The organism is Acetivibrio clariflavus DSM 19732 (assembly GCF_000237085.1).
Classification (GTDB): domain Bacteria; phylum Bacillota; class Clostridia; order Acetivibrionales; family Acetivibrionaceae; genus Acetivibrio; species Acetivibrio clariflavus.
The window spans coordinates 3,251,942-3,275,344 of sequence record NC_016627.1; the positions used below are offsets into that span (position 1 = coordinate 3,251,942).

At 32.0% G+C, this 23,403-nt stretch carries 21 protein-coding genes and 1 pseudogene; 5 read left to right on the top strand and 17 right to left on the bottom strand.

Annotated elements, in window-relative coordinates; translation table 11 throughout:
* Positions 1 to 62: 62 nt before the first annotated feature.
* The gene (locus CLOCL_RS13665) at positions 63 to 1,460 is read left to right on the top strand and encodes a sugar transferase (RefSeq protein ID WP_014255895.1); all 1,398 of its coding nucleotides are present in this window, start codon (positions 63 to 65) and stop codon (positions 1,458 to 1,460) included.
* Here the strand turns inward: CLOCL_RS13665 and CLOCL_RS13670 are convergent.
* Positions 1,457 to 1,942, bottom strand: coding sequence for a VanZ family protein (locus tag CLOCL_RS13670; RefSeq protein WP_014255896.1), 486 nt, complete (start codon positions 1,940 to 1,942; stop codon positions 1,457 to 1,459). The two genes, CLOCL_RS13665 and CLOCL_RS13670, sit on opposite strands and share 4 nt — an antisense overlap.
* 507 nt (positions 1,943 to 2,449) lie before the next feature.
* On the opposite strand from CLOCL_RS13670, the gene CLOCL_RS13675 reads away from it, so the two are divergent.
* The 3 genes from CLOCL_RS13675 (at position 2,450) to CLOCL_RS13685 (ending at position 7,400) form a co-directional block, all read left to right on the top strand.
* On the top strand, positions 2,450 to 3,427 hold the full coding sequence (locus CLOCL_RS13675; RefSeq protein WP_014255897.1) for a copper amine oxidase N-terminal domain-containing protein: 978 nt from the start codon (positions 2,450 to 2,452) through the stop codon (positions 3,425 to 3,427).
* A gap of 220 nt (positions 3,428 to 3,647) precedes the next feature.
* Positions 3,648 to 4,625, top strand: coding sequence for a copper amine oxidase N-terminal domain-containing protein (locus tag CLOCL_RS13680; RefSeq protein ID WP_014255898.1), 978 nt, complete (start codon positions 3,648 to 3,650; stop codon positions 4,623 to 4,625).
* Between the two features lie 27 nt (positions 4,626 to 4,652).
* Positions 4,653 to 7,400 carry a hypothetical protein gene (locus CLOCL_RS13685; RefSeq protein WP_014255899.1) on the top strand — a complete coding sequence of 916 codons (2,748 nt, stop codon included), beginning with the start codon at positions 4,653 to 4,655 and terminating at the stop codon, positions 7,398 to 7,400.
* A gap of 94 nt (positions 7,401 to 7,494) precedes the next feature.
* On the opposite strand, the gene CLOCL_RS13690 is transcribed toward CLOCL_RS13685, so the two are convergent.
* Both CLOCL_RS13690 and sigI read right to left on the bottom strand, forming a co-directional pair.
* On the bottom strand, positions 7,495 to 8,895 hold the full coding sequence (locus CLOCL_RS13690; RefSeq protein ID WP_014255900.1) for an anti-sigma-I factor RsgI family protein: 1,401 nt from the start codon (positions 8,893 to 8,895) through the stop codon (positions 7,495 to 7,497).
* Between the two features lie 6 nt (positions 8,896 to 8,901).
* A complete protein-coding gene (sigI, locus tag CLOCL_RS13695; RefSeq protein WP_014255901.1) occupies positions 8,902 to 9,642 on the bottom strand; it encodes an RNA polymerase sigma-I factor in 741 nt (246 codons plus the stop codon).
* Positions 9,643 to 10,048: 406 nt separating this feature from the next.
* Here sigI and CLOCL_RS13700 point away from each other — a divergent pair, with 406 nt between their 5' ends.
* The gene (locus CLOCL_RS13700) at positions 10,049 to 11,434 is read left to right on the top strand and encodes a hypothetical protein (RefSeq protein ID WP_014255902.1); all 1,386 of its coding nucleotides are present in this window, start codon (positions 10,049 to 10,051) and stop codon (positions 11,432 to 11,434) included.
* Between the two features lie 102 nt (positions 11,435 to 11,536).
* Here the strand turns inward: CLOCL_RS13700 and CLOCL_RS13705 are convergent, their stop codons facing one another.
* The 14 genes and pseudogenes from CLOCL_RS13705 to CLOCL_RS13765 all read right to left on the bottom strand — a co-directional run bounded on the left by CLOCL_RS13705 (position 11,537) and on the right by CLOCL_RS13765 (position 23,391).
* Entirely contained in the window at positions 11,537 to 12,751 is a 1,215-nt protein-coding gene (locus CLOCL_RS13705; protein ID WP_041715178.1) for a hypothetical protein, read from the bottom strand.
* A 111-nt stretch (positions 12,752 to 12,862) separates the two neighbouring features.
* A pseudogene (locus CLOCL_RS21860) lies at positions 12,863 to 13,319 on the bottom strand (transposase); the annotation flags it as partial.
* 148 nt (positions 13,320 to 13,467) lie between these two features.
* A complete protein-coding gene (locus CLOCL_RS13715; RefSeq protein ID WP_014255903.1) occupies positions 13,468 to 13,851 on the bottom strand; it encodes a hypothetical protein in 384 nt (127 codons plus the stop codon).
* Between the two features lie 79 nt (positions 13,852 to 13,930).
* Positions 13,931 to 14,503: a HEAT repeat domain-containing protein gene (locus CLOCL_RS13720; protein WP_014255904.1), complete on the bottom strand. Its 573-nt coding sequence runs from the start codon at positions 14,501 to 14,503 to the stop codon at positions 13,931 to 13,933.
* Between the two features lie 129 nt (positions 14,504 to 14,632).
* Positions 14,633 to 14,986 carry a hypothetical protein gene (locus CLOCL_RS13725; RefSeq protein ID WP_014255905.1) on the bottom strand — a complete coding sequence of 118 codons (354 nt, stop codon included), beginning with the start codon at positions 14,984 to 14,986 and terminating at the stop codon, positions 14,633 to 14,635.
* Positions 14,983 to 15,195: a hypothetical protein gene (locus CLOCL_RS22600; protein ID WP_052306599.1), complete on the bottom strand. Its 213-nt coding sequence runs from the start codon at positions 15,193 to 15,195 to the stop codon at positions 14,983 to 14,985. Before CLOCL_RS22600 ends, CLOCL_RS13725 begins: the two co-directional genes overlap by 4 nt.
* Positions 15,196 to 15,362: 167 nt before the next feature.
* Positions 15,363 to 15,755: a hypothetical protein gene (locus tag CLOCL_RS13735; protein ID WP_014255906.1), complete on the bottom strand. Its 393-nt coding sequence runs from the start codon at positions 15,753 to 15,755 to the stop codon at positions 15,363 to 15,365.
* Between the two features lie 731 nt (positions 15,756 to 16,486).
* Positions 16,487 to 16,801, bottom strand: a complete 315-nt coding sequence (locus CLOCL_RS13740) for a hypothetical protein (protein WP_014255907.1) — start codon at positions 16,799 to 16,801, stop codon at positions 16,487 to 16,489.
* A 249-nt stretch (positions 16,802 to 17,050) separates the two neighbouring features.
* Positions 17,051 to 17,263 (bottom strand): transposase family protein, encoded by a 213-nt coding sequence (locus CLOCL_RS23835; RefSeq protein ID WP_081467102.1) that lies wholly within the window; start codon positions 17,261 to 17,263, stop codon positions 17,051 to 17,053.
* Between the two features lie 680 nt (positions 17,264 to 17,943).
* Positions 17,944 to 18,687, bottom strand: a complete 744-nt coding sequence (locus tag CLOCL_RS13745) for an O-antigen polymerase (protein ID WP_014255908.1) — start codon at positions 18,685 to 18,687, stop codon at positions 17,944 to 17,946.
* A 34-nt stretch (positions 18,688 to 18,721) separates the two neighbouring features.
* Positions 18,722 to 19,261, bottom strand: a complete 540-nt coding sequence (locus tag CLOCL_RS13750; protein WP_014255909.1) for an oligosaccharide repeat unit polymerase — start codon at positions 19,259 to 19,261, stop codon at positions 18,722 to 18,724.
* Positions 19,262 to 19,342: 81 nt separating this feature from the next.
* A complete protein-coding gene (locus CLOCL_RS13755; protein WP_014255910.1) occupies positions 19,343 to 20,830 on the bottom strand; it encodes a flippase in 1,488 nt (495 codons plus the stop codon).
* A gap of 152 nt (positions 20,831 to 20,982) precedes the next feature.
* Complete coding sequence (locus tag CLOCL_RS13760) at positions 20,983 to 22,203, bottom strand: O-antigen ligase family protein (protein ID WP_014255911.1); 1,221 nt, start codon at positions 22,201 to 22,203, stop codon at positions 20,983 to 20,985.
* Between the two features lie 33 nt (positions 22,204 to 22,236).
* The gene (locus CLOCL_RS13765; RefSeq protein WP_014255912.1) at positions 22,237 to 23,391 is read right to left on the bottom strand and encodes a glycosyltransferase family 4 protein; all 1,155 of its coding nucleotides are present in this window, start codon (positions 23,389 to 23,391) and stop codon (positions 22,237 to 22,239) included.
* Between the last annotated feature and the right edge of the window lie 12 nt (positions 23,392 to 23,403).

A 23,403-nucleotide genomic window follows, 5' to 3' on the forward strand; every position in this document is an offset into this window, starting at 1 on the left:
TTTAGAGAGAGATAGAGAAATTGTTAAAATACATTATGTATTGTTAGTGAGGTAGGGGAAGTATGCATAAACTCAACAAACAGGCTTATACCAATGTTCTTCAGCTATTATTGGACTTGTTTTTCTTGCTTATATCTTATTTTGTATCCTATTTTATTGCTTCAAATTTCACCAGATTACTGGATATAAAAGAATATTTATGGATACTTCTTGTATTTATACCCGTTTGGATGTTCAGCATGGCTTCTCTAGGAATGTACGACATCACCACCTTTTGCTATATTGACAGAATAATACGCAATTCATTATTTGCAACGTTTATTTCCAGTCTCTTTCTTTCCTCAATGATTTTCTTCATCAAAGAAACCATGTTCAGCAGGGCTCTGTTCATAATTTATGTAGTATGCACTTTTACGCTGCTGCTTTCGGAAAGATTGCTTTACAGGCTTTACATAAAAAAAGGCTCAAGGAATACCAATAGAGCCATAAGAGTGATAATTGTCGGTTCTCCCCGTGTAGCCCGCCAATTTACAAACTACATACAGAAAACAAATCTGAATTTCAATATCATAGGCTATGTCCGTGTGGATTCAAAAGAAGTCAAATCTGAAAATGTATTAGGTCACATAAAGGATTTGGAGAAAATAATCAAAGAAAATGTTGTAGATGAAGTGGTTTTTGCACTTCCGAAGAACTATGTGGGCGAAGTGGAGCAATATGTACTTCTGTGCGAGGAAATGGGAATTACTGTCCGCATGGTCCTCAACCTTTACGACTTAAAAATAGCAAAGACCCATCTTACCTGTATAGGTACACTGCCCATGCTGACCTTCCACACTGTTTCACTGAACCGCATACAGCTTTTTATAAAGCGTGTCATGGATATTTGCGGTGCGTTAGTTGGTCTTTTTATTACAGGAATAATTTCCATATTTGTGGCAGTTGCCATTAAAATCGACTCCCCCGGTCCGGTTATTTTTGCACAAGACAGGGTAGGTCTCAACGGCAGAGTGTTTAAACTTTATAAATTCCGATCCATGTGCATCGATGCCGATGAAAAGAAAAATGAACTGGCAAACCTGAATGAAGTAGGCGGAGGACTGATGTTTAAAATAAAGAACGATCCCAGAATCACACGGGTAGGAAGATTTTTAAGAAGAACAAGTTTAGATGAATTTCCACAGTTTTTCAATGTGCTCAAAGGTGACATGAGCCTTGTGGGTACAAGACCTCCAACCTTAGATGAAGTAAGTAAATACGCAGCCTATCACCGACGCAGAATAAGTATCAAACCCGGATTAACAGGACTTTGGCAGATAAGCGGCCGAAGCAGCATAACCGATTTTGATGAAGTTGTAAAACTGGATACAAAGTATATAGACGAGTGGTCAATATTGCTGGATATAAAAATTATTTTAAAAACCATTATGCAAATATTTAAAAAAGATGGAGCTTATTAATAAACTTCATCTTTTTTAATTCGGCTGAATTTTTTCATCCTGAGCAATATGGCAATTATAGCTGCAATGCTACCTAAAGTATCAATAAACACATCTCGTATTCGGGGTGACCTCCCCGGAATATGGCTTTGATAGTATTCATCAATTGCAGCCACCGCAAAGGTAAACAATATTGTAATTGCCGGGATATATTTCAGTTTCACGTTTCCAAAACGCAGTGTAATAAATACCAAAGTTGCCAATATTGCATACTCAAAAAAGTGTAAAATTTTTCTGAATATAAAATTCCGGTGTTCATAAATCCATTCGTTTTTCTCTATGTAGCTTTGAATTCCCAATTTTTCAAGCAATGAGTCCAAAATCTCCTTGGATGTCCCAGTGGAGATATCCCCTTGCTGTGTGGAAAAGGCAAATATCACCAACACCATTGCAACTACCAAAATTGCAGATATTATAAACATTAAGTTAACTTTTTTACTCATCCCCAAATCCTTCCATATAAGTTTAATCTTTTGTACAACTATTATATTAAATTACGTTACATAATTAAAGCTTTATTTATACTAAAATTTATAAAATTCCATCAATCCGGAAAATACGCTATAATAATGAAACATTTCAAAGTATTCCTTAAAAATCAAAACCGATATACCGATAAAAAATTGAATTTATACTCAATTATAACCGTTTTATCATATTATAAACATCATTATATATATTTGTATATACAGTTTTAACCGTTGTCGAAATTAATGAATGTTTCAATGGTAAGTAAAAAAGGACTATAAGCATTTTTCTTAGACTTATACTCAAATAAAAATCTACCTCTAACCCATCAAATATATTATATTAACGGCACATTACAAAATATTCCTTAACAAACCTAACCAACATCCCGATAAAAAAATTGAAAACTCTTTCACAAATTACTGATTTAAGTTAAAATAAATATATTTATATAAACAACAATTTAACAGGAGGAACTAGGTATGTTAAAAACATATTTTAAGTTTTTAACTGTAGTATTTATTATCATTATTCTAACTTCAACCGTTGGAGTAGCCGAAATTCCGCTTAGAGTTGTGGTTAACGGTGAAAAAGTAAACTTCCCCGATGCCCAGCCTTTTATTGACGAAAACGGAAGAACGCAAGTACCCGTAAGGTTTGTCAGTGAGGCATTGGGGGCAAATGTAGACTGGAACGGTGATGCCAAAAAAGTCACAGTGACTTTAAATAGCAGAAAAGTTGTTTTGACAATCGGTCTTAAAACTTATGAAATAAATAATCAAACCTATCAAATGGACACAGTGGCACTCCTAAAGGAATCCAGAACTTTTGTACCAATCCGATTTGTAAGTGAAGCTTTAGGTGCCACCGTCACTTGGGATCAGAATGCTAGATCGGTATATATCAAATTCGATCCTAAAGCCTCCCCTCCTCCACTTCCAACTCCTTTAGCCGGTACAACAAAATACTATGATGGTATTGCTTTCAATGATGTTACCGACGTGGATCAATACGGTAGAATGAGCATGGATAAGACTAAGGAATTTACCCTCAAATTAGCCAACCAATTGTCATTTATTAAAGAAAACGGCAAGTACTATATCAAGTGTGATTATCCTGAAATTCCGGAAGGATATGAGTGGAGCTTAGGAATCAGAATATTTAATAAAGATGGTAGTTATATCGGATATAACCCTATTACTCGAGTACCAGGTTGCCAAATACCTAAAGAAGGTTCATTTAAAAAAGAAGCTACTCACATAAAAAATCTAAGCAACATAAGAAATTTTAGTATAAGTATATCAATAAATGATTCGAAAGATGATAATACAGGAATTCTCAACATACTTTATTATCTGGATGGTTCTGAAAAATGGGTTATCTTTGTTCCATATATATCTTTATACCGTGAAGAAAAATATACAGATAATTTTGACTTTAAAAAAATGTTTCAATGGTAAGTAAAAAGAAATATAGACATTTTTCTTTAAACTTTATATTTAGTTTGAAGTCTACTTCTAACATATCAAATATAGTATAATAATGATACATTACAAAATATTCCTTAACAAACTTAGCCAACATTCCGATAAAAAAATTGAAAACTACTTCATAAATTACTGATTTAACTTGTAAAAAACATATTTTATATAAACAACAATTTATCAGGAGGAAATAGATATGTTAAAAACATATTTAAAGTTTATAACTATAGTGTTTATTATCACTATTCTAACTTCAACCGTTGGCTTGGCAGAAATACCACTTAGAGTTGTGGTTAACGGCGAAAAAGTAAACTTTCCCGATGCCCAGCCTTTTATTGATGAAAACGGAAGGACACAAGTACCCGTGAGGTTCGTTAGTGAAGCATTAGGGGCAAATGTAGACTGGAATGGTGATACTAAAAAAGTTACTGTTACTTTGAACAGCAGAAAAGTTGTTTTGACAATCGGTCTTAAAACTTATGAAATAAATAATCAAACCTATCAAATGGACACAGTGGCACTCCTAAAGGAATCCAGAACTTTTGTACCAATCCGTTTTGTGAGCGAAGCTTTAGGGGCCACTGTTACTTGGGACCAGAATGCCAGATCGGTATATATCAAATTCGACCCTACTGCATCTCCTCCTCCACTTCCTACTCCTCTAGCCGGTACGACAAAATACTATGATGGTATTGCATTCAATGATGTTACCGATGTGGATCAATATGGAAGAATGAGCATGGATAAGACTAAGGAGTTCGTTCTCAAGTTAGCTAACCAATTGTCATTTATTAAGGAAAACGGCAAATACTATATCAAGTGCGATTACCCGAAGATTCCGGAAGGTTATAATTGGAGCTTGGGAATTAAAATATTTAATAAAGATGGCAGCTATATAACATATAGCCCAATTACTCGTGTACCGGATTGTCAAATCCCTAGAGAAGGTTCTTTTAAAAAAGAAGCTACTTATATTAAAAACGTAAATAATATAAGGAATTTTAGTATAGGTATATCAATAGTAAATTCTCAAATGGATAACACAGGTGTTCTTGACATACTTTATTATATGGATGGTTCTGAAAAGTGGGTTATCTTTGTTCCATATATATCTTTATACCGTGAAGAAAAATATACAGATAGTTTTGACTTTAAAAAAATGTTTCAATGGTAACAATTAATATAGCCATGGAGGAATAGAATGAAAAAGTTTATCTGTATTTCTATACTTGCTATTTTTATCTACAGCTTTACTTTTCATTATGGATATCAAAGAACAATTTATGCTGAAAACCAAACTATTGAAGTCGTATTAGATGGCATAGATGCTAAACCATTAGCCAAAAAAATTGGAGAATTTAACTATGAAGACAATTCAATTGAAATGTGGCATTTCAGCGGAAAGTATTGGAAATATAAAAATTTAATAATTTATGATAAAGATCTAGATAATCTATTAAGAAGTTCAGAATCATTAGAAAAAGCAATTAATGAAGAAATAGCTTTTGAAATTCCAATAGAACAAAATCTTTACAATAAAATACAAAAACTTAAAAATATAAAAATTATGTGTTCATCTAATTTAAAAAATAAATATTTCGAAAATATACCTATTGTAGACTTATTTTATGACAGACCGGTTATTGAATTAAAAGATGCCAAATTACATTTCAAAGCAAGACCTAAACTTCATTTTTACAAAAATGAAACCATCACTTTTCAAGATATCATTGGCGATATACTAAACGTCCATATCCCCATTGTTGACCCCGACTATGGTTGCAACTTATATGCTATTTGGGGAAGGTACGGAACAAGTTTAGGTGCAACAGCCAGCTACTTTGACAAATCTGACCCTTTTGCATGGGCACCACCTGACACCTTCCTTATTGCCCCTGCACAAATAAAAAACGGCGATGGCCATTTACACGATGGATTTACCTTCAAAACCGGTGACATACTGCGTAAATCTGAGGATTGCTCTGTAGGATACGGTACATTTAGAGATGGAGGCGCAGTAGGAATTATATTCCGATACCCCCTCAAATTTACCTTCTACTCTGAAGATTACCCAATCGATCTTTCTGCACAATTTGAAACATTGCCGTCAAGTGTAGCAGAAGGTGATCCCGTCCAAGTTTGTGTAACAGTAAAATCCGACCTCGAAATAGACCTTGAAAATGTACCTTTCAAATGGGAAATAACCAGAAGCAACGGTACTCCTGTATATGGCGTAAAATACAGCGGAAATGGTACATCCAAAGAAGGAACAGTCAATATCCCCAAAGAAACACAACAAGCAGTTTTCTACGCTGATTTCATCATGCCGGACAGTGATATAAAAATCAAATTCAGCATAAACGCCGACGGCACCTCACCTATAGAAGAATTTCTTGAAAACAACAGCATTGATTCCGGCGAATCTGTAAAGGTTGTACATGCAATTCACTATGAAGGTAAGTTCGATTTGGACTACAATGTATTGTCCAGAGATATCTCCTTCCCTCTCATAAACGGAGATGAAATAAGGGCTGAACTTAATCTGCCAAGAGGTCAGTGGGTAGGAAATGCAACAGGCGGACTGAATATAGATAACAGTTTAGCCACTCTCTACAACAATTTTTCCACTTCTTCCACCAGCGTAAACACAAACAGAGAAGTAATCATATTGAAGCCCATTATAAATGCAACCCTCAAAAGAAGCGATTTTGGAGATAATCCTTTGACAAAGAAATATATAAATTTGGACAACCCCTACGAGCCGCTGACAAAAACCGCAAAATTGACCTTCGACGGTTCTGTAACAAGAAACTACAGGTATTCCTACGAAAAACCGACAATAGATGAATTCGGAAACCCTATAGTCAAAACAATCTCTGAAACTGCTTCCACTTCCGCCTCCTTTCCTTCAGGAAGTGATGTAAGAGAAATTAGAGTATTTACATACAACGGAAGAGAGACAATGCCCCCGGTTTCCTCCAGAAACTTCAAAACCACTGTTGAAAGCAGCGGATTGAAAAGAAATCTATTCTGGGTCAGCGACCCCTATAAATTTGATGTAATACGGTGGATGTGCCATATTGATGCTGCAAACAATCCATACAACTGGACAAAAGTAGACGGGCAGTATCAGCGTACCTTCACCCAGCAAAATACCGCTACTGTCACCTGGTCTGTCAAAAACTCCATGGCAAGCCTCTACAACTATGACAGGGAAAATGCCCGTAAAATGAATTACGGCAAGGAATACTATCTCAACGCCGTATTTGCATCGGACAGAACCTTGCAAAAATACGATTGGCCAATAAGATCGGGATATTACTTTAATCCTTTGGGCGAGTACACTTGTACCGTCACAACCGTCCAATTTAAAGACACACCCAATTCCACTGACGAGCATAGAGAATTGGTAGAGAAACTGAAAAACTCCTTCCACTATACATCAAACATGTTATACACCAGCGACGGCAAAAATTATCAAACCCTTGACCTGCACAACGGCAATGACAAAATATTCGGCATGGACATGCTGGACATTACAACCAACTACTCTAAGAAAGAGACAAAACTGGAATATTACCAGGACAGTGCAGATGCCGATAAAACCCATCAATATTTCAAGGAAATCCTTGAAGGCTACCGTGAATCCAATACCGAGGACAGCAGAACAAACTTCAAATACCGGGAATACATAAAACAAGGAAATATATACAAAGTTGAAGAGACAACAATAATAACCTTCAGAGTTGCACCGCAGAAAAATCAAAAGCTTTACACCTACATAAACATGAAGGACGGCGAATATCTGATTAACGCAAGAATAGACAGCTTCACATTGAACAATTATGCCTACAAAGGGCTTACTGTAAGCGGTTTACCTTCAATAGACAGTATTACTGTCAATGTAAAAGGAACCCTTTACGATGATCAAAACGCTGTAATCCATTAAAAAGTTAACGAATTGATTTATATAAAAAAATCCTCACTTCAGCCGGGGGACAAAAGTTGGCGGAAGTGAGGAATCTTTATTTACGCCTTCTTTGCTATTGTTCAGGTTTAGGTTCAGGTTTTACATCCGATTCAGGCTTCGGCACGATTTCCGGCTTTGGCTCCGGCTCTACTTTGGGCTCAGGCTTTATGTCGGATTCAATTTTTTTGTCAGATTCAAGCTTTTGCTCAGGTTCCGGTTTTGGTTCCGGCTGTTTGTTCTCTATAACCTGGTGTTCCGGAACTTTGGTTTCCAAATCTGGCTTAGTCTCAACCTTTGGCTCGGGTTTTATTTCAAGTTCCTGTTTTACCTCATTCTCAACCTTTGGTTCCTGTTCCGGCTTTGGTATCGGCTTTGTTTCTGCTTCAGTTTTCTTTTCCGGTTCAGGTTTTGATTCTGTTTTGCTTTCAGTTTCCGGTTTCGTTCCTGTCTCCGGCTTTGTTCCGGTTACTGTCTTCACAGGCGTATCTACTCTTTTATCCGGTTCTGCTTTTATCTCCTGTTTCGGTTTTGCAGCCGTATCCGGTTTTCCCTCAGGTTCTTGTTTTACCTTAGATTCCGTTATTTCCTTAATTTTATCCTTTGGTTCCTCCACAGGTTTCGTTTCTCTTTTATCCGCCTGAGCCTCTTTATCTTTGGGCTCTGCTATTGGTTTTGGCCCATCGGCTGGCTTTGGGGGTTTTTTTACATCATGTACAATCCCCGCATCGTCAATACTGACCTTTTTCAATGCCTCCCCAATGCTCTTGTGTTTTATTTCTTCTATATCCAGATCGACACCTTGTTCTTTAGCCTTTTCATATACAATACTCCTACCCATGGAAATATTATTAATGTCAGCCAATTTTTTATAGATGTAAGGAATTTCCACCACCTTCGATTGAATATCTCCGTATCTGTCATTCTCTACAACACTTTTACACGCATCGATTAACAAGTTGAATTCTTTTTGCTTACTTTTTGCTGTATCATTGTCTTTCTTACTCTCTTCCTCTTTCAAACAGGCTGATATTAATATTGTTGAATCCTTCTTGCCTGTTTTTTCGATTACTTCCTTTATTGCCACATCAATGGACCGGTTTTTCAAATCTATATTCTTAAGCCAATCATTGGCATTGTCATCAAAAGTATTTACTTTGACTATTTTGTTATTCTTGTCCACCTCAAATTCAATACTCGTGTCGGAATCTATTGTGACATAGGCATATACATCATTTCTAACCGATGAATTAAAAAATATAAATGCTACTACAAAAACCGCAGCAACTCCGGCAGCAATTTTTATAGGAAGAACAAATTTATTTTTTGGTCCTACAATCTCTCTTTTATTGAAGGCAACCTCCATTCCTACATCCATTCCCGGCTGCATCCTTATCGAAATAATTCTGCAATCGGAAGTCATTATAATTGCCATATTTCTCTTAATTTTTAAAATTGTCCCCTTTTGTTCAATCATATCATATCACCGTCCTATAGTATCAAATATGTATTTTTTAAGTACATCAAGGTCACTTTTAAGTATTAAAACCATGGCAATAATGAATTTTCTATTTTTCTCCAAAGTCCTCCTGCACAAATTAACATGTTCTCTTAGTTCATTATATGGCAATGTCTTTTTTTCCCTAAATTTTTTGAACAACATCTCGTCCTCTGTAATAATCTTCGCAACATTAAGACAAATTAATCTGGTATCCTGGTGTTTTGGGGAAGAATTAATCAATTCTTCAATTGTCATATTATACTCATTCATTTTTTGTTCAAGATTTTTTATTTCTTCCTTGGCATCATAATAGCTGCAATAGTCTGAACTGGTATCACACAAATACTCTTCCTCAAAATTGTTGTCATTTTCGGTAAAATACGAAAAGGGTATCACCATATTGTTCTTTTTTGTACTTCTTATATAATCTATAATTCGTCTTCTTATTATCTCCTTCGCAAAACTGATAAATTTTATATTTTTATCCGCATCATATGAATCCAATGCTTCATTAAAAGCCATGAGAGCTATGCTGTACTCATCGCTTTGCACCAAATTCTCTTTTTTTCCTACCAATTTATATACACATTTTAATATAAACGGTTTGTAATCATTTATAAATTTATTTCTCAGGAGAACATCGCCATCTTTTATTTTCTGTATTATGTCCAAGAAGGAATCTGCTTCCTGCTTTCTCATGCTGCGCAATTTAAGATTTATCAATGAATTTCCCCCCCTGATGCTCTCAACTAGTTAATTCGTTTACTTTCCTTATTTTCATTCGCAAATCAGGTAATACATATATAATTCGCAAATTTAATAGCAAATTTTGTCGTACTTTCAAATTTTGTCTAATTTTACATTAACAATCACTTTGATTTTTCATTGTTTATATGAATTAGATTTTATTTCAAAAAAAAATAAAAAAATTTTTTGCCAGACCGAACAAAAAAAAGACATGCTATCGAAAGACTAGGACGGAAACAGTTGATAAGCCCTAATTCAGCTCAGGCTCAACTGCTATAGATTATAAATTATATAAAAACCCGAAAAGCATTCGTAAATCGCACGGGAGGTTTTTATATAATTTATGAAATAAAAATAAAAATTAAGAAAAGGGGTATGAGACATGAAGAAATTTTTAAGTACAGCATTAACAGCATCATTAGTTTTCACATTATCAACAAGTATTTTTGCTGAAGAGGCAGAAACTCCTGCTCCAGCTCCAGCACCAGTTACACCTGGGGTTGCAAACCCAACTTTACTTAAGGCTATTAAACCTAACTTTTTGCAAAGCCTGATCGAAAAGCAGGCAGAAGAAAAGATCAGAGCAGAATATGATGAAAAGATTGCTGCTTTGGAAGAAAGCCTTAAGGCTATTCGCGATGAAATAAAAGCAATCAGAGAAGTTAAGCCTGTTGATGAAGAAGCTGTTGCAGAATTGAAAGCAAAAGAAAAAGCATTAAATGATGAAGTTAAAGCTATAAGAGATGAAATGCATGAAAAAATCAGAATATCCAAAGAAGTTTTGAAATTCGGTGAAGAAGCAGTTGAAAAAATAGAAGCTTTAAAGGCTGAACTTAAAGCTGAAGAAGAAAAAGTAAAAGAAGCTAAGGAAGAAATCAAAGCTCAGATAGATGAATTGCTGGCAGCTGAAATAGTTGACGAAGAAAAGGTTGAAGAATTAAGAGCTGCTGAAAAGGCATTGGATGAAGAATTAAAAGTTAAGAGAGATGCTATAAACAAAGAAATCGAAGGAATTAGACTCGTTGCTGAATTCGGTCAGGAAGCAGCAGACAAAATCAGTGCTTTAAAAGCTGAACTTGAATCAGAGGAAAGCAAAGCAAAAGAAATCAGAGACGAAATCAAAGCTCAGATAGATGAATTGTTGGCAGCTGAAACCATTGACGAAGAAAAAATTGCTGAGTTAAAAGCTGCTCAAAAAGCATTGGATGAAGAATTAAAAGTTAAGAGAGATGCTATAAACAAAGAAATTGAAACAATTAAGCTTGTTGCAAAATACGGTAAAGAAGCAGCTGATGAAATTTTGGCTATAAAAGCTGAATTTGCTGAAGAAGAAAGTGCAATAAGAGCACAGAAAGAAGAAATCAAGGCTCAAATAGATGAATTGTTGGCAGCTGAAACTGTTGATACTGAAAAAGTTGAAGAATTAAGAGCTGCTGAAAGAGCTTTGGAAGAAGAATTAAAAGAAAAGAGAGACGCAGCTAATGGAAAAATCGAAAGAATTAAATTAGTTGCACAGTATGGAGAAGATGTTATTGCACAAGTTGAAAAAGTGCAGGCATCATTTGAGGAAAAACTTTTGTCATTGAATGAAAGCAAAGTTGAAATACAAGCAAAATTAAAAGAATTAAGAGCCGTTAAGCCAGTTGACAAGGAAGCTGAAGCTGCATTGGTAGCAGAAGAAAAAGAAATAAATGATCAAATTCACTCTATAAATAAAGACTTCGAAAATGCCGTTTTACTTATCCTTTCCTCAGCTGTAGCTGTATAATTTAATAATTTATACATAATACAAAAAAGATACTCTTTCTTGGACCCCCTAAGAAAGAGTATCTTTTTTAGTTGCTGTAAAAAATCCTGTGTACAAAATTTACTATACTGGTGAAACTTTCACACTGAATGCCTTTAGTTTATTGCCGGCATAGTCTTTAAAATTAGTTTCATCAGAAGGAGTAAATATCACTTCTAACTCCTCTGAGTTATATTCCCCGTCTAATATAATCCTAAATCTGGCATATTCATTGTTCACAGGAGTGTCATATATATCTTCAAAGTAAGCATCGAAGTAAACTATTGTTGCTTCTGTTTTTTCACCATTTATTCTTACAGTAAACTGGTCTAAATCTTCTGATTTCAGGTAGTATTTGTTACCAATTTCCAAATCTTCCGATAACAGTATATATAATTCCGTTATGCCTTCATTATATACTGCCCCTGTAACCGATTCCACATAAGGTGCATAAGCATCTTCAACAGCAATATATGAGGATGAGGTAGTAAGTTCCCGGCCAAATATATCAGAAGTACTGGTAAGATAATTATCCATCGTTAATATAATAGGACTGTCTTTATACGTGCCATCAGGCATAATATCAGGAGCAACAGTTAAGGTTATTTCCATATTATCCGGATCATACTCTGCGTCATAAGCAGCTATATAATATTTATTTCCGTAACGAGTGGAAATAATAAAGTCACTCGGACTCAATGTACTCTCATCTATGGAACTATTAATCTTAAGCACAATTTTATTTCTATCGGTTACCGCAGCAGAAACAACTTTAGTCCAAGGAACATATCGAACATCATTGAAATAATTAAATACCTGTACAGGCACCTTTTCACCGGATACATATGCTGCTTCATTTACTTGAAAAACGATAATATCATCAATATCTACATAATTATCTTTCTCTACATAATAAGAATCTTTCGGGAACTGAATGCACACAGTCTTACCGTCGGATAATAGTTCTACAGTTGTATGTTCGTTCAGACCTCTGTATATAACGTTATTCATTATATATAAATAATTTGATTTTGACTCTGCTAAAGCCTTATCTATTTTTTTATCAAACATTACATATATTTTATTCTCATAATAATCTGCATATACTTCAGAATACTTAGGCAACCCAGGCAATTCCTCAATATAGTCGGGAGCGTTACCCATAAAAATATGTATCAGTGTCTTATTTCCAGCCAAATCACAAACGGATTCTATTTGTAATCTCAATATATTTCCAACATTTATTCCATTTGAATCGTCGTTTTTAAATTTAATGCATACGGTTTGTCCATCAGGCATTAATGTTATATCAGCAGAGTCGTTTAAGCATTCTGTAAGGTAATTATCAAGAGTATAAATATAATTTGCTTTATTTTCGGCTGAAGTTTTATCTACTTTTTCATCAAATCATTCCTTAATCTCTGGAGCAATTCTATCAGTAATCTTACTAACCATCTCTGCTGATAGGCTAAAACCATAAAGTTCTTCAATTTGTTGACTGATATCCCTTGTAGACATTCCTCTTGCATATAAAGCTATAACTTTTTCTTCAATTCCAGAAACATTACGTTGATATTTAGGAATAATTTTAGGTTGAAATTCGCCTTTACGATCTCTTGGTACTTGTATATCAATTTCTCCAAACTCACTTTTTATTTTTTAGGCGTATAACCGTTACGACTATTATCAGTTTTTTATTTTCTACATCATCTTTAGCATATCCTAATTTTGCTTCAAGTTCTGCTTCTAAAAGTTCTTGTATTATATTTTTAAAAATGTCTTTAAGATATTCATTAATATCAGATACACTTTGGAAATTATTTTCCCGAACTAATTGTTTGATTTGTTCTTTTGTTAACGTTGACATAAAGTTCTCCTCCTTAGCTTTTATTATTATTAATCCTTGCCAAGAAGGAGAACATTCAATCATCTATACACAAATTTTTTTACATCCTCTATAAATGAAAAAAGATTACAGCAAAATACGCTTTGCTACTTTTATAAACTTTAGGTTATTACTCCGTTAATAATACCTGTCTGCAAACAACCGATAGCCAAGGTATTGAATAGTCAGTAGTAAATATCTCAACGTGCTTCTCGTCATCATTTGCAAGACTACTTGATTCCTTTTCTTTTAGCAAAACAATTGTAAAGTAACTATCCGTATTCATTTCATCATTATTTAATGCTAGTTCTTTTGGAATTTGAAAATTAACCTTAATACAATTTTTAAAGATAAGTTTCAATACTCTAGTCTTATCTTTTCCCTCCTGAATATCCCAGTAATAATCAATTGATACAATTAAATCCTTCTTATTATCCGACCATTCTACATGTGTAACAATACTATCTGTAAAATCAAATTTTTCAAGTATTTCATTTAAATCATTGGCCAACATTTTATTCACCCAATTTCAGAAAATAAATTTGTAACTATTAATCTATGTAGGTTCCTGTTTAATGTTTACAACAAGGTATTTATTCCTTTTCAAGCTTTTTTATTGCTTTTCGTGCTTCGTTTCTGATCCAACTAATTTTATGATTTGTAAATGGTTCAATATATTTTATTAAACTTTTATCTCCCGTTTTAGCAATACCTGAAATTGCATGTCCTACTACTTTGTCATCTTTTAATAAGTTTACCAAAACAGATTTTACCTCTTCCGTTTTATATGCTCCTAAACCATCGACTATCATTTGTCGTGCAATACCATGCTCCTTCTCCTGTACTATTTTAATCAGTTCCGGCAGCGCTTCAGAACTTGAAATAATTGATAGGCTATTGCCAATCGCCCACTTATAGCTAACATTGTTTGATTTATAGAATTCATCAATCAATGGCTTAGCAGCTTCGTCAAATCCTTTTACACCTAAGCACCTTATTAAAAATTCCTTATCACTTTCATCAGTAACTTCATTTAAGTGCTTTAGAATTATAGGAACTAAATCCCTATACTTCTTATTTATTTTCATCAAATCATTAATGTTAGTTATTTCAATACCCTTTTCCCTGACCTCACGAATTAGCTTATCTTTATCAAGCCTTTTCATTCACATCCTCCGTAATCAATTACCTTCTCTATCTTTTTGTCGCAATTTCATCTTCAGGATACACTTTAATGTTTACTAGAAAAAGGCCACATCAGGCGAAATTGAGTGACCTCTTTTAATCTTTATCCATTACAGTATATCTTTTTTAGCCAAATCAAGAGCAACAGCCAGTTCTACTTGCTGTACCTTGCTCATTCCTCTCTTGAAATCGTTAATATTGCTGATTTCTACGATTGGCTTTTCATCTTGGCTATATCGACTTATTTCTATTGTTGTAATTGTATCAAGGTCAACAAGTATTGTATAAAAGTCTTCACCTTGTTCCGGAATATGTTTTAAAATATATGCTGTCTTCATTTCCGGGAAATTTGTTTTTAGGACTTGAAGCAATTCTTTGTATAAATCCCCTGTAAATAACAATTTATGCGATTTTATTAGAGCATTTCTAAAGTCTTCTTCAGTTTTACTGCCAATTAATCTCATTTAATTCCCCCTGAAAAAGCAGTTACCAGATTACCATACTTATCAGTTGAAACAGTCATTATCAATGCTGGCTGGAAATTATTAAATTTATCTATACTTATATTATACCTTATATCAATTTCTCTGACATGTCTAATTTCTTTTGAACTTTCTAACATTTTTGTGACTGGTGTTCTAACAACTTCTTTACTTTGAAATTCCTTTTGCATTATCGTAACAACAAGCGTAAATTAACACCTAAATGTCTATGAACGTGGCCAAATTGAAGCTTTCATACCACAACGTTATTGTCATTTTATTCACTTGCCGGGTATTGTCCAAAAGGCGACCACCTCAAGAAATTGTGTAATTTAATATAATAAGCAAGATTAAATTATTACTCTGCAGTAATACTTAAAAGTATTGGTTCTTTTTCTGTAAGTATATCGATAACGGTATCAACTTTATCAAATAAAATATAATGCGTGATATTATCTGCAGGAATAGTTCCCGAAACTTGATTCTTAAAATACTTGATATATTCTGAATTTTCAACTATAAAAAAACTATTATCTATCAAGTTCTCAGATATATTTTTTCGGAAATTACAAAATCTATCTATAGAAGCGTTTTCTATTGAGTATCTCATATCCAATACATAATCGAATACTATTTTGTACTTTTTCTTATCTTTACTCATAAGTAAAACTTCAAATTCTCGATTTGTACATGAAATCGATTCAATTTCTTCTATATCAATTACAATTCTACAATTTTTTAACTTCTCCATAATTCACTCTCCTATAACAGCATATTTTTATGCTTCTTCAGCAAGTGTCAATTAAACTCGTACATAGCTAATAAAAATTATAAATAAAAAACAGTGACATTACAGCCATTAATTTTAATTTCCAGTGTAGCTTTTGCAGGGTACACCGGTTTTGATGCAAGCTGCATCCATCCACTTGATACTTTGGTTTTGGATTTTTAATTTTTTCAACTACTGTACATTTCTCTTCAGTGACTTTTTTCTGCCAATAGCAATATGTGGCTTTGCTTACTCCATTCGTTCAGCAAAATTCTTTGATATTCTGTTCATTTTCAAGCGGGGTTTGTATTATTTTTCGGTCACATAGTAAGTTGAACATATTTTGTAAGCGCAGAATTTGTACCGGAATAGCAAAAAAAGTCAAACAGCTGAACGATGTAACTTATATAAAGACATCTACTTTTGTTTATTTAAATAAAACTTTTTAAAAATATTCTCTTCAATTATTTCTGGTTTCAATTGTTGAATTTCATTTATAACTTTGAGAAATAGGTCTGCATCTTCATTTATCATCCTTATTGAAAAATTAAGATAATTATATTAAATAGGCGATTTAGGATTATAAACTTGTTATATTTCAACTAACTGTCATCCTTAGCTTTTATTTTTGTTTTTCTTCCAATAAGGAGAATATTCACTCATCTATACAAAAAATTTTTTATGTTCGATTTAGATTAAATTTAAAAGAATGATTATAATCCAAAATAATCATTAAGTTTTTGCAGTAAATAAAATGCACCTAAATTTGTGGTGGGTATTTCAAAATCAATGCTTTTACCTTTTATATAAATGTATATAATTGTCTTTGCTAACTTCAGATTATCTATTTTAAATGAAAATCCAGTTATATCTTTTTTTAGGCATACTACACTATTTTTTGTAGATTTAATTTCTACAATCCCATTATACTCATAGATTGTAATTACATCTATCTTAGTTTCAGTTTTATTTTTTTCAATATCTTTAAAAACTTTACTCATATCATTAATTTCGCTAAAAAAACCCATTTAACATACCTCCATTTTTATTCACAAATATATTTATTCTCAAATTAATAAAAAATAAAACTGTAATATTTTAATATGAATTTGAAAAATAAAGAAAAGAAAAACTGTTTATCTCCGATATGTTTAGAGTTTTTGCTCTCTCCATCCATTTATCGAAAGCATAAATATTTTTATTAATTAGTACACTCTTAAATTCCCATGTTATTTTATATATCTTCTCAAAAAAACAGATTTTCTTTACATATCATTTCAATAGTACATAAAATCAAACCTTTCTGCAAAAGTAGTATGTTTACAATCAGAATTATCACAAAACATTTTTCTGTTACATATAATAATAAATACCTTATTACCTTGTATTGGAAGGTCCTGAAAGGTTCTGTTATATGTGAAATGTATTCTGGATGATGGTCGGTCGCAAAATGGGCATGTTACCTCTTTGCAGTTAAAAGCTACTGTTATATATCATTTGCCATCATTTATATCATGATTAATATAGTCTAAATTTTGATCTAATTGTTTGATAAACTTATCCATAGTATAGTATCTTTTCTTTTGTTATTCTTATTTACATTATCATGTTTTTTGTTTCAACTAACTTTGGAAAAAACCAAATTTCTGTTGACATTTACAGGATGTTTCTTCAATTTTAATATCATACTCCTGAATTAAGCCTGCAATAATGTCCTCTCCTCTCATGCATACGCTATTGTCTTTTTGCTATAAAAAAACCTCCTATGATTTTATATTATATCATAGAAAGCTTATTTATATATATTACCATTATATCCATAGTTTATCAAAATTTGCAAAATATCAATCTATGTTGACTTTAAATTTTATTATTCACCATATTATTAATTTTTACATATACTTATCTAAATGCAGCACTAAATATTTACAATGGTTAGAGCTTTTAGAAGGTCTTTTTGTACTTTGTGATGTCTGGCCAATCCGTTGCTATAGTCGCAGGAGTAAACACTTTTATATAATGCACTTCTAGTCTAACCAACATTTAATCATCAATTAATTAAGTGCTCTATCTCAGTCCTTATAACGATATGTTCATTTCTTCACTATATTCACTAATACTAAATACAACATTTCCCAGCAAACTTATGTTAAAATACCGGCTTATTTTGCTATCCTATGTCGATTTGTGTATTATCTGATAATATATATTTTTTCCTTATCCAAATCATTAACCATATAAACGCTAAACAGTAGTCCATCCGTACAAATTCCCATCTAAAAAAAGACTTAACTAAGCTTTGCATCAGCCATAAATAAATTGCTATTGCTTTTATATTTTTTGTATGGATTTCTTTAAAATATTTACACATAATCCATCCATAAAATGCACTACCTAAAAATACACCAAACTCTCGGAAATCAACATAAAATGCAAAGAATATTGATACAAAAGCATTATATACACGTCCGGGAAATACAGGAACATATTCCTCTGTATGAATTATTATTGATGATGCTTGCTCAAACAAAGGAAACCTAATTCCAAATTTACGGCCAAACGCCATTAAAAAATTTAATATTCCTTTTAAAAATATAACACCATAAGTTGAGTATTGGTTGTTATCAATATAAGCTAAATTGTTATCCATTAATAGTATTACTACAGTCAAATAAGAATAAAATTGCTCTCCAAATAAAATTGGATCACTTTTTTCACTTTGTCTCATATTTGATATATTATAAATAACAACAAACAATATAACACAAAAAGGAAGTATATATTTTATAAAAGTACGAATTAACTTTCTTTTAACTTCTTTTTCTAATGATAAGCCCATAATTAAAGTGCCAATAATCAAACTGACTATTGTATTAACAATTATTATTCTTCCAAAAGTTATCGTGCAATACAATGCTAGATTTATTAAAAATAATATATTAATTATATTAAGTCTCTTTTTTTTGTAGAAAATAAATTACGTTTACAGGAATCAATGCAAACATCATGGGGTTAATTATAAATGCACTTATTTGAGCAAATAGTGCTGACCCATATGTCATGTCGGAAGCTTCAAAGTATAAGTCCCTTATTGCTGATGCTGACAATCCAGTTGACATGATTGATAAAACTCTAACCGTTATAATCGCATAAAAAAAAGTTGTTATGGCACTACATATCAGTAATAATTTTTCATCTATAAAATATTCACATCGCCCATAATCTTTTTTACGCCAAAAGCGAATAATTATTTTTCTTCTTTTTATTAAACATGCTAAATATCCAAAGCAAAATCCAATAAAACCTATAAGAATAATAATATATGGCCTATTTGAAAAAGTATACATTCCGTACAATCTGAAGCTAGATAAGACACAAATAAAAGACCAAAGCCCACAAAATAGCGTCATTGGATTATACCATTTTTTATTGATATAAGCTCCAAGTAACCCAAGCAAACATAAACACAACCCCACAACTAAAGCCATAATTATACTCCTAGTAAAAAAATATGCTTCTATCTTACGTAAAATTATTTATTATGTCAATATTCTAATGATTTATTTTGATCATTTTGTTTGTCTTAATTTGTGGATATCATTATTCCTTATTGATTTAGTCTTCTTCATTACTACTTGAAGTATGTTCATAAATATTTCATCTTTAGTGTAGTAAAAATAAAATCCGCAAATAATAGAGTAGAAGCAAGCACCAAAAAGTATTTGAATAAATAAAGTTAGAATTCCAGTTTCCAACTTAATTCCAATACACAACACTCCAGTAAACATTGTTATTCCAGTTAATATAAACAAAAAAGAATTCTTTATATATGTAATTAACGGCAATTCCTTCCAAACAGCAAATACCTGTATTAAACATACTGTAGCCTCTGCAGCAACTGTGCCAATTGTTGCGCCTATCGCACCAAGACTCGGTATGCAAAGAAAGTTAATAATTAAATTAACAACTGCCCCTGAAATAACAGACAATAAATATTCCTTATCTTTTTCATTCGGAATTAAATACTGAGTACGTATCACATTAGCAAAAGAAATAAATGGAACTGTTATTGACAATCCCATAATGATAATACCCGAAGCTCTAAAGTCTTCACCCCAAAACACCGGTGCAAATACATTGCCTACTCCAGCTAAACCAAACGCTAAAGCAAATGCCAGACACATAACATATTTCATTGACAGAGAAATATATCTAAATGTTGCTTCTCTATTTTTTGATGCTACCAAATTAGACATCTTAGGCAGCATAACAACACCAAAAGATGTAATTACTGTTAATGGAATATTAGTTACTTTTTCTGCATTTTCGTAATACCCAAGTTGTACTTTATTACTCAAATAACCAATCATAATCTTATCCATGTACTTATATAAACTAACAGCTATTGCAGGTATAAAAAGTATAAATAGTGGCTTTATATGAATAGTCATCTTCGACAATTGTGGTCTAGTTATTTGGACATATCTTTTTAATGGAATCCACAAGAATAATTGGCTAATAAGCATTCCCAAAGCCATAATAAGACAATATTTCCACAAATCATCTGATGTTTTGACAAATATAAATACACAAAGAACATTTATAATCTTTATAATTGTATCTCTTGTTACTGTTAACTTGAATTTTTCAATACCAAAATAAAACCAACTAATATCAAATAATCCACTTAAAACATATGTTCCTTGTATTAGTGCGAATAACTTATCGTCTTTTAAGTTCCAGATATAAAACACATATGCAATACAGCATAAAATTGAAATCAAAATATGAACAGCAAGTAAATTAGAAAAAGTTTCATTAAGCTGTGTCTGGTCATTACGCTTCTGAGCGATAACTCTATTACCATAATTTTTTAAACCAAGCATCGAAAAAAGAACAAAATAATATGCAACAGAATATGAATAGGAATATTTACCTAATCCCTCTGCTCCAATCACTCTCGCAATGTACGGTGAAGTTATAAAAGGCAAAATAAGTATAAGTATTTCATATAACATTTGATAAGCAAAATTTTTCTTAATACTTGTTTTTGACATTTTTACTCCTTCTACATGTTATTATTTTTACAGTCTATAAAATTTACTTATATTTTAACACATTAATATGACAAGTTGTTTGAATTATACAAAGTAAAAATTTATAAACTTTTTTACTAATATTTTTTCATTCACTTTTATGATTTTACTATCTATATTTTTAATAGCCTTTTTCCATTTACGCAAATTACATACCTTCTAACTTGAGAAAATTGACATTTATCAATTTTGTCTATATTTATAGCAAGCACAAACATCGGCCACCATAACCTTGTGCTTACAAGAGATTCTGATATTCCCATTACCATAAAACTAATAATTGTGCAAAGAACAATTTTTGAATAAATCGTTGATGAATTTTTTAGATTATAACTTGAAAGTACTATAATAGCACAAAATATAATAAACAAAAGAATTCCACCCATTGTCAACTGATACAATATAAAATTATGAGGATGAGTTGCTAAAACATAATCAAAAAATTGCTGATAATCCTTTTCAGATAAATAACCATTACCTATAATAGGATGTCTTAAAAACAACTCTATTGAATTTGCCCATATTATATTTCGTCCAGTAAATGTTAAGTCTTTTTGAAGAATATTTTCCACTACATAAGATATAAGTTTTGCATTTGATTGTATTACTACAATTAATATGTTTGCAGCAATAACTATAATAAATCCACTAAATAGATTAATAAAATGGTATACTTTTTTTCTATTTACTTTTGATACAATTAAAAATAAAGATATAAAAACAGTTAATCCTACAATTGATGTAGAAGAATTCACCTTTATAACTGTTACAAATGCTGCAACTAGTAACAAAAATGTTCTTAATGATATCTTATTATGCAATTTATATGAATAAATAAAAGACAAACACACTCCAGGTAAGATAGTTCGAATCAATGTATTTTGATAACCTAGAAACCAATTCCTACTATAAACATTGGTTTGAAATAGGCCATTAGGAAACATTATAACAGTAGCTAAATTTATATATGTAAGTATTTCTATAACTGCATGAGCTCGTAATAATGTCTCCGGTGATTTATCCAGCCACAAATAAAAAAGTAAACATGCAGAAAGAATAGGCAATTGAGAGCGTATAAATTCTACTACATTACCATTTTGATAAACTGTCGAAAATAGTATTGCAGCAAAGTATGAAAAAAACAGAAGCATTTTATTTTTCTTTTTATTAGTCAATAAATATAGGGCAACAATAATAATACATGTAATATACATTCCAAATTGAAACAACAAATCAAATGAATTACTCAAATATGCTGGACGAATCAAAAACAATATCATTATTGAAACAATATAAACATTTCTATAAATTACCTCTTTTATATCTCCTAACAAAAAACTATACCTCCATTTTCAAATTATTTTTTCTTAATTACATAGTTCGCACATAACCTCATATATTCTCCTTACATTATCTTCTTCTGTGAATTTCTTTTGAGACATAACATAACCAGCCATAGCTATTTCTCTTCCTCTATCAGGATTATGATAAACCATTTTTAAAATCCGAGCTAAATCTGAAGGATTTCCTTGTTCATATAAATAGCCTGTCTCATTATCTTGTATTATTTCAGGTGTGCCACCTGTATTACTGCCTATAACTAACAAGCCGTTTCTCATTCCCTCAACTGTCACTCGTCCAAAAGTTTCACAGACTGAACATACCAATTCAATATCCATATCTTTACGTATCTCTCTCATATTCTGTACTTCGCCGAGGAATGTTACTTTATCTTGTAATGAATATTTTTCTATCATATTCTTTAATTTATCTTCATATTGTTTTCCAGAACTCGGTGAACTCCCTGCAATATATAAATGAATATTTTCGCAATTGTCCTGTATCATTTTATATACTGCTAAAATTGCATCTTCATGACCTTTATCCGGAACAATCCTCCCTGCAAGCACCATATTAAACCTACCATTTGGGAAAAGTTCATGTACTGGTAGTCCTATATCTCCACTTATTCCGTTGTAAATCATCACAAGTTTATCTGTTGGAACATCTTCAGCAACACGATTGTATAATGCCTGAGAAATTAATATTATTTTATCACTTTTGCGATAAATTTCTGAGTAAGACCATTTACCACAATACATTGCAGGAGAACCAATCTCACGTATATGACAAATATGAGGAATTTTTAAACAATGTGCAATCTCTGCACCAACTGCTGGAAAACGTGTATTAGTATAAATTAAATCATACTTTTTATCACCTAGCTGTTTAGCTAATTGACGTCCTAAAAACTTTTGTTTAATATATTTAAAATGTACATTCACTTTGCGAAGAATATCTTTTTTATCTCCCTTACAAGCGCAAAATACACCTTTATACGAGCTGACAATACAATTAATCCCTGCTTCTTTAAGTTTACTTTCAAAAGAACCATCCTTTCCCGGCAAAAGAACATCACACTCAACATTGTAATTAGCTTTCAATGAAGAAAGGACCATTAAAAGAGAGCGATTTGCTCCACCTATAAATTCTTTATCATGTGCAACAGCTAATATCCTCATTATGATCGCCTC

What these genes read in the sequence shown, in the direction of transcription:
- CLOCL_RS13665 (WP_014255895.1), top strand. Translation starts at nt 63, where the DNA reads ATGCATAAACTCAACAAACAGGCTTATACCAATGTTCTTCAGCTATTA.
- CLOCL_RS13670 (WP_014255896.1), bottom strand. Translation starts at nt 1,942, where the DNA reads ATGAGTAAAAAAGTTAACTTAATGTTTATAATATCTGCAATTTTGGTA.
- CLOCL_RS13675 (WP_014255897.1), top strand. Translation starts at nt 2,450, where the DNA reads ATGTTAAAAACATATTTTAAGTTTTTAACTGTAGTATTTATTATCATT.
- CLOCL_RS13680 (WP_014255898.1), top strand. Translation starts at nt 3,648, where the DNA reads ATGTTAAAAACATATTTAAAGTTTATAACTATAGTGTTTATTATCACT.
- CLOCL_RS13685 (WP_014255899.1), top strand. Translation starts at nt 4,653, where the DNA reads ATGAAAAAGTTTATCTGTATTTCTATACTTGCTATTTTTATCTACAGC.
- CLOCL_RS13690 (WP_014255900.1), bottom strand. Translation starts at nt 8,895, where the DNA reads ATGATTGAACAAAAGGGGACAATTTTAAAAATTAAGAGAAATATGGCA.
- CLOCL_RS13700 (WP_014255902.1), top strand. Translation starts at nt 10,049, where the DNA reads ATGAAGAAATTTTTAAGTACAGCATTAACAGCATCATTAGTTTTCACA.
- CLOCL_RS13705 (WP_041715178.1), bottom strand. Translation starts at nt 12,751, where the DNA reads ATGCCTGATGGACAAACCGTATGCATTAAATTTAAAAACGACGATTCA.
- CLOCL_RS13715 (WP_014255903.1), bottom strand. Translation starts at nt 13,851, where the DNA reads ATGTTGGCCAATGATTTAAATGAAATACTTGAAAAATTTGATTTTACA.
- CLOCL_RS13720 (WP_014255904.1), bottom strand. Translation starts at nt 14,503, where the DNA reads ATGAAAAGGCTTGATAAAGATAAGCTAATTCGTGAGGTCAGGGAAAAG.
- CLOCL_RS13725 (WP_014255905.1), bottom strand. Translation starts at nt 14,986, where the DNA reads ATGAGATTAATTGGCAGTAAAACTGAAGAAGACTTTAGAAATGCTCTA.
- CLOCL_RS22600 (WP_052306599.1), bottom strand. Translation starts at nt 15,195, where the DNA reads ATGCAAAAGGAATTTCAAAGTAAAGAAGTTGTTAGAACACCAGTCACA.
- CLOCL_RS13735 (WP_014255906.1), bottom strand. Translation starts at nt 15,755, where the DNA reads ATGGAGAAGTTAAAAAATTGTAGAATTGTAATTGATATAGAAGAAATT.
- CLOCL_RS13740 (WP_014255907.1), bottom strand. Translation starts at nt 16,801, where the DNA reads ATGGGTTTTTTTAGCGAAATTAATGATATGAGTAAAGTTTTTAAAGAT.
- CLOCL_RS13750 (WP_014255909.1), bottom strand. Translation starts at nt 19,261, where the DNA reads ATGGCTTTAGTTGTGGGGTTGTGTTTATGTTTGCTTGGGTTACTTGGA.
- CLOCL_RS13755 (WP_014255910.1), bottom strand. Translation starts at nt 20,830, where the DNA reads ATGTCAAAAACAAGTATTAAGAAAAATTTTGCTTATCAAATGTTATAT.
- CLOCL_RS13765 (WP_014255912.1), bottom strand. Translation starts at nt 23,391, where the DNA reads ATGAGGATATTAGCTGTTGCACATGATAAAGAATTTATAGGTGGAGCA.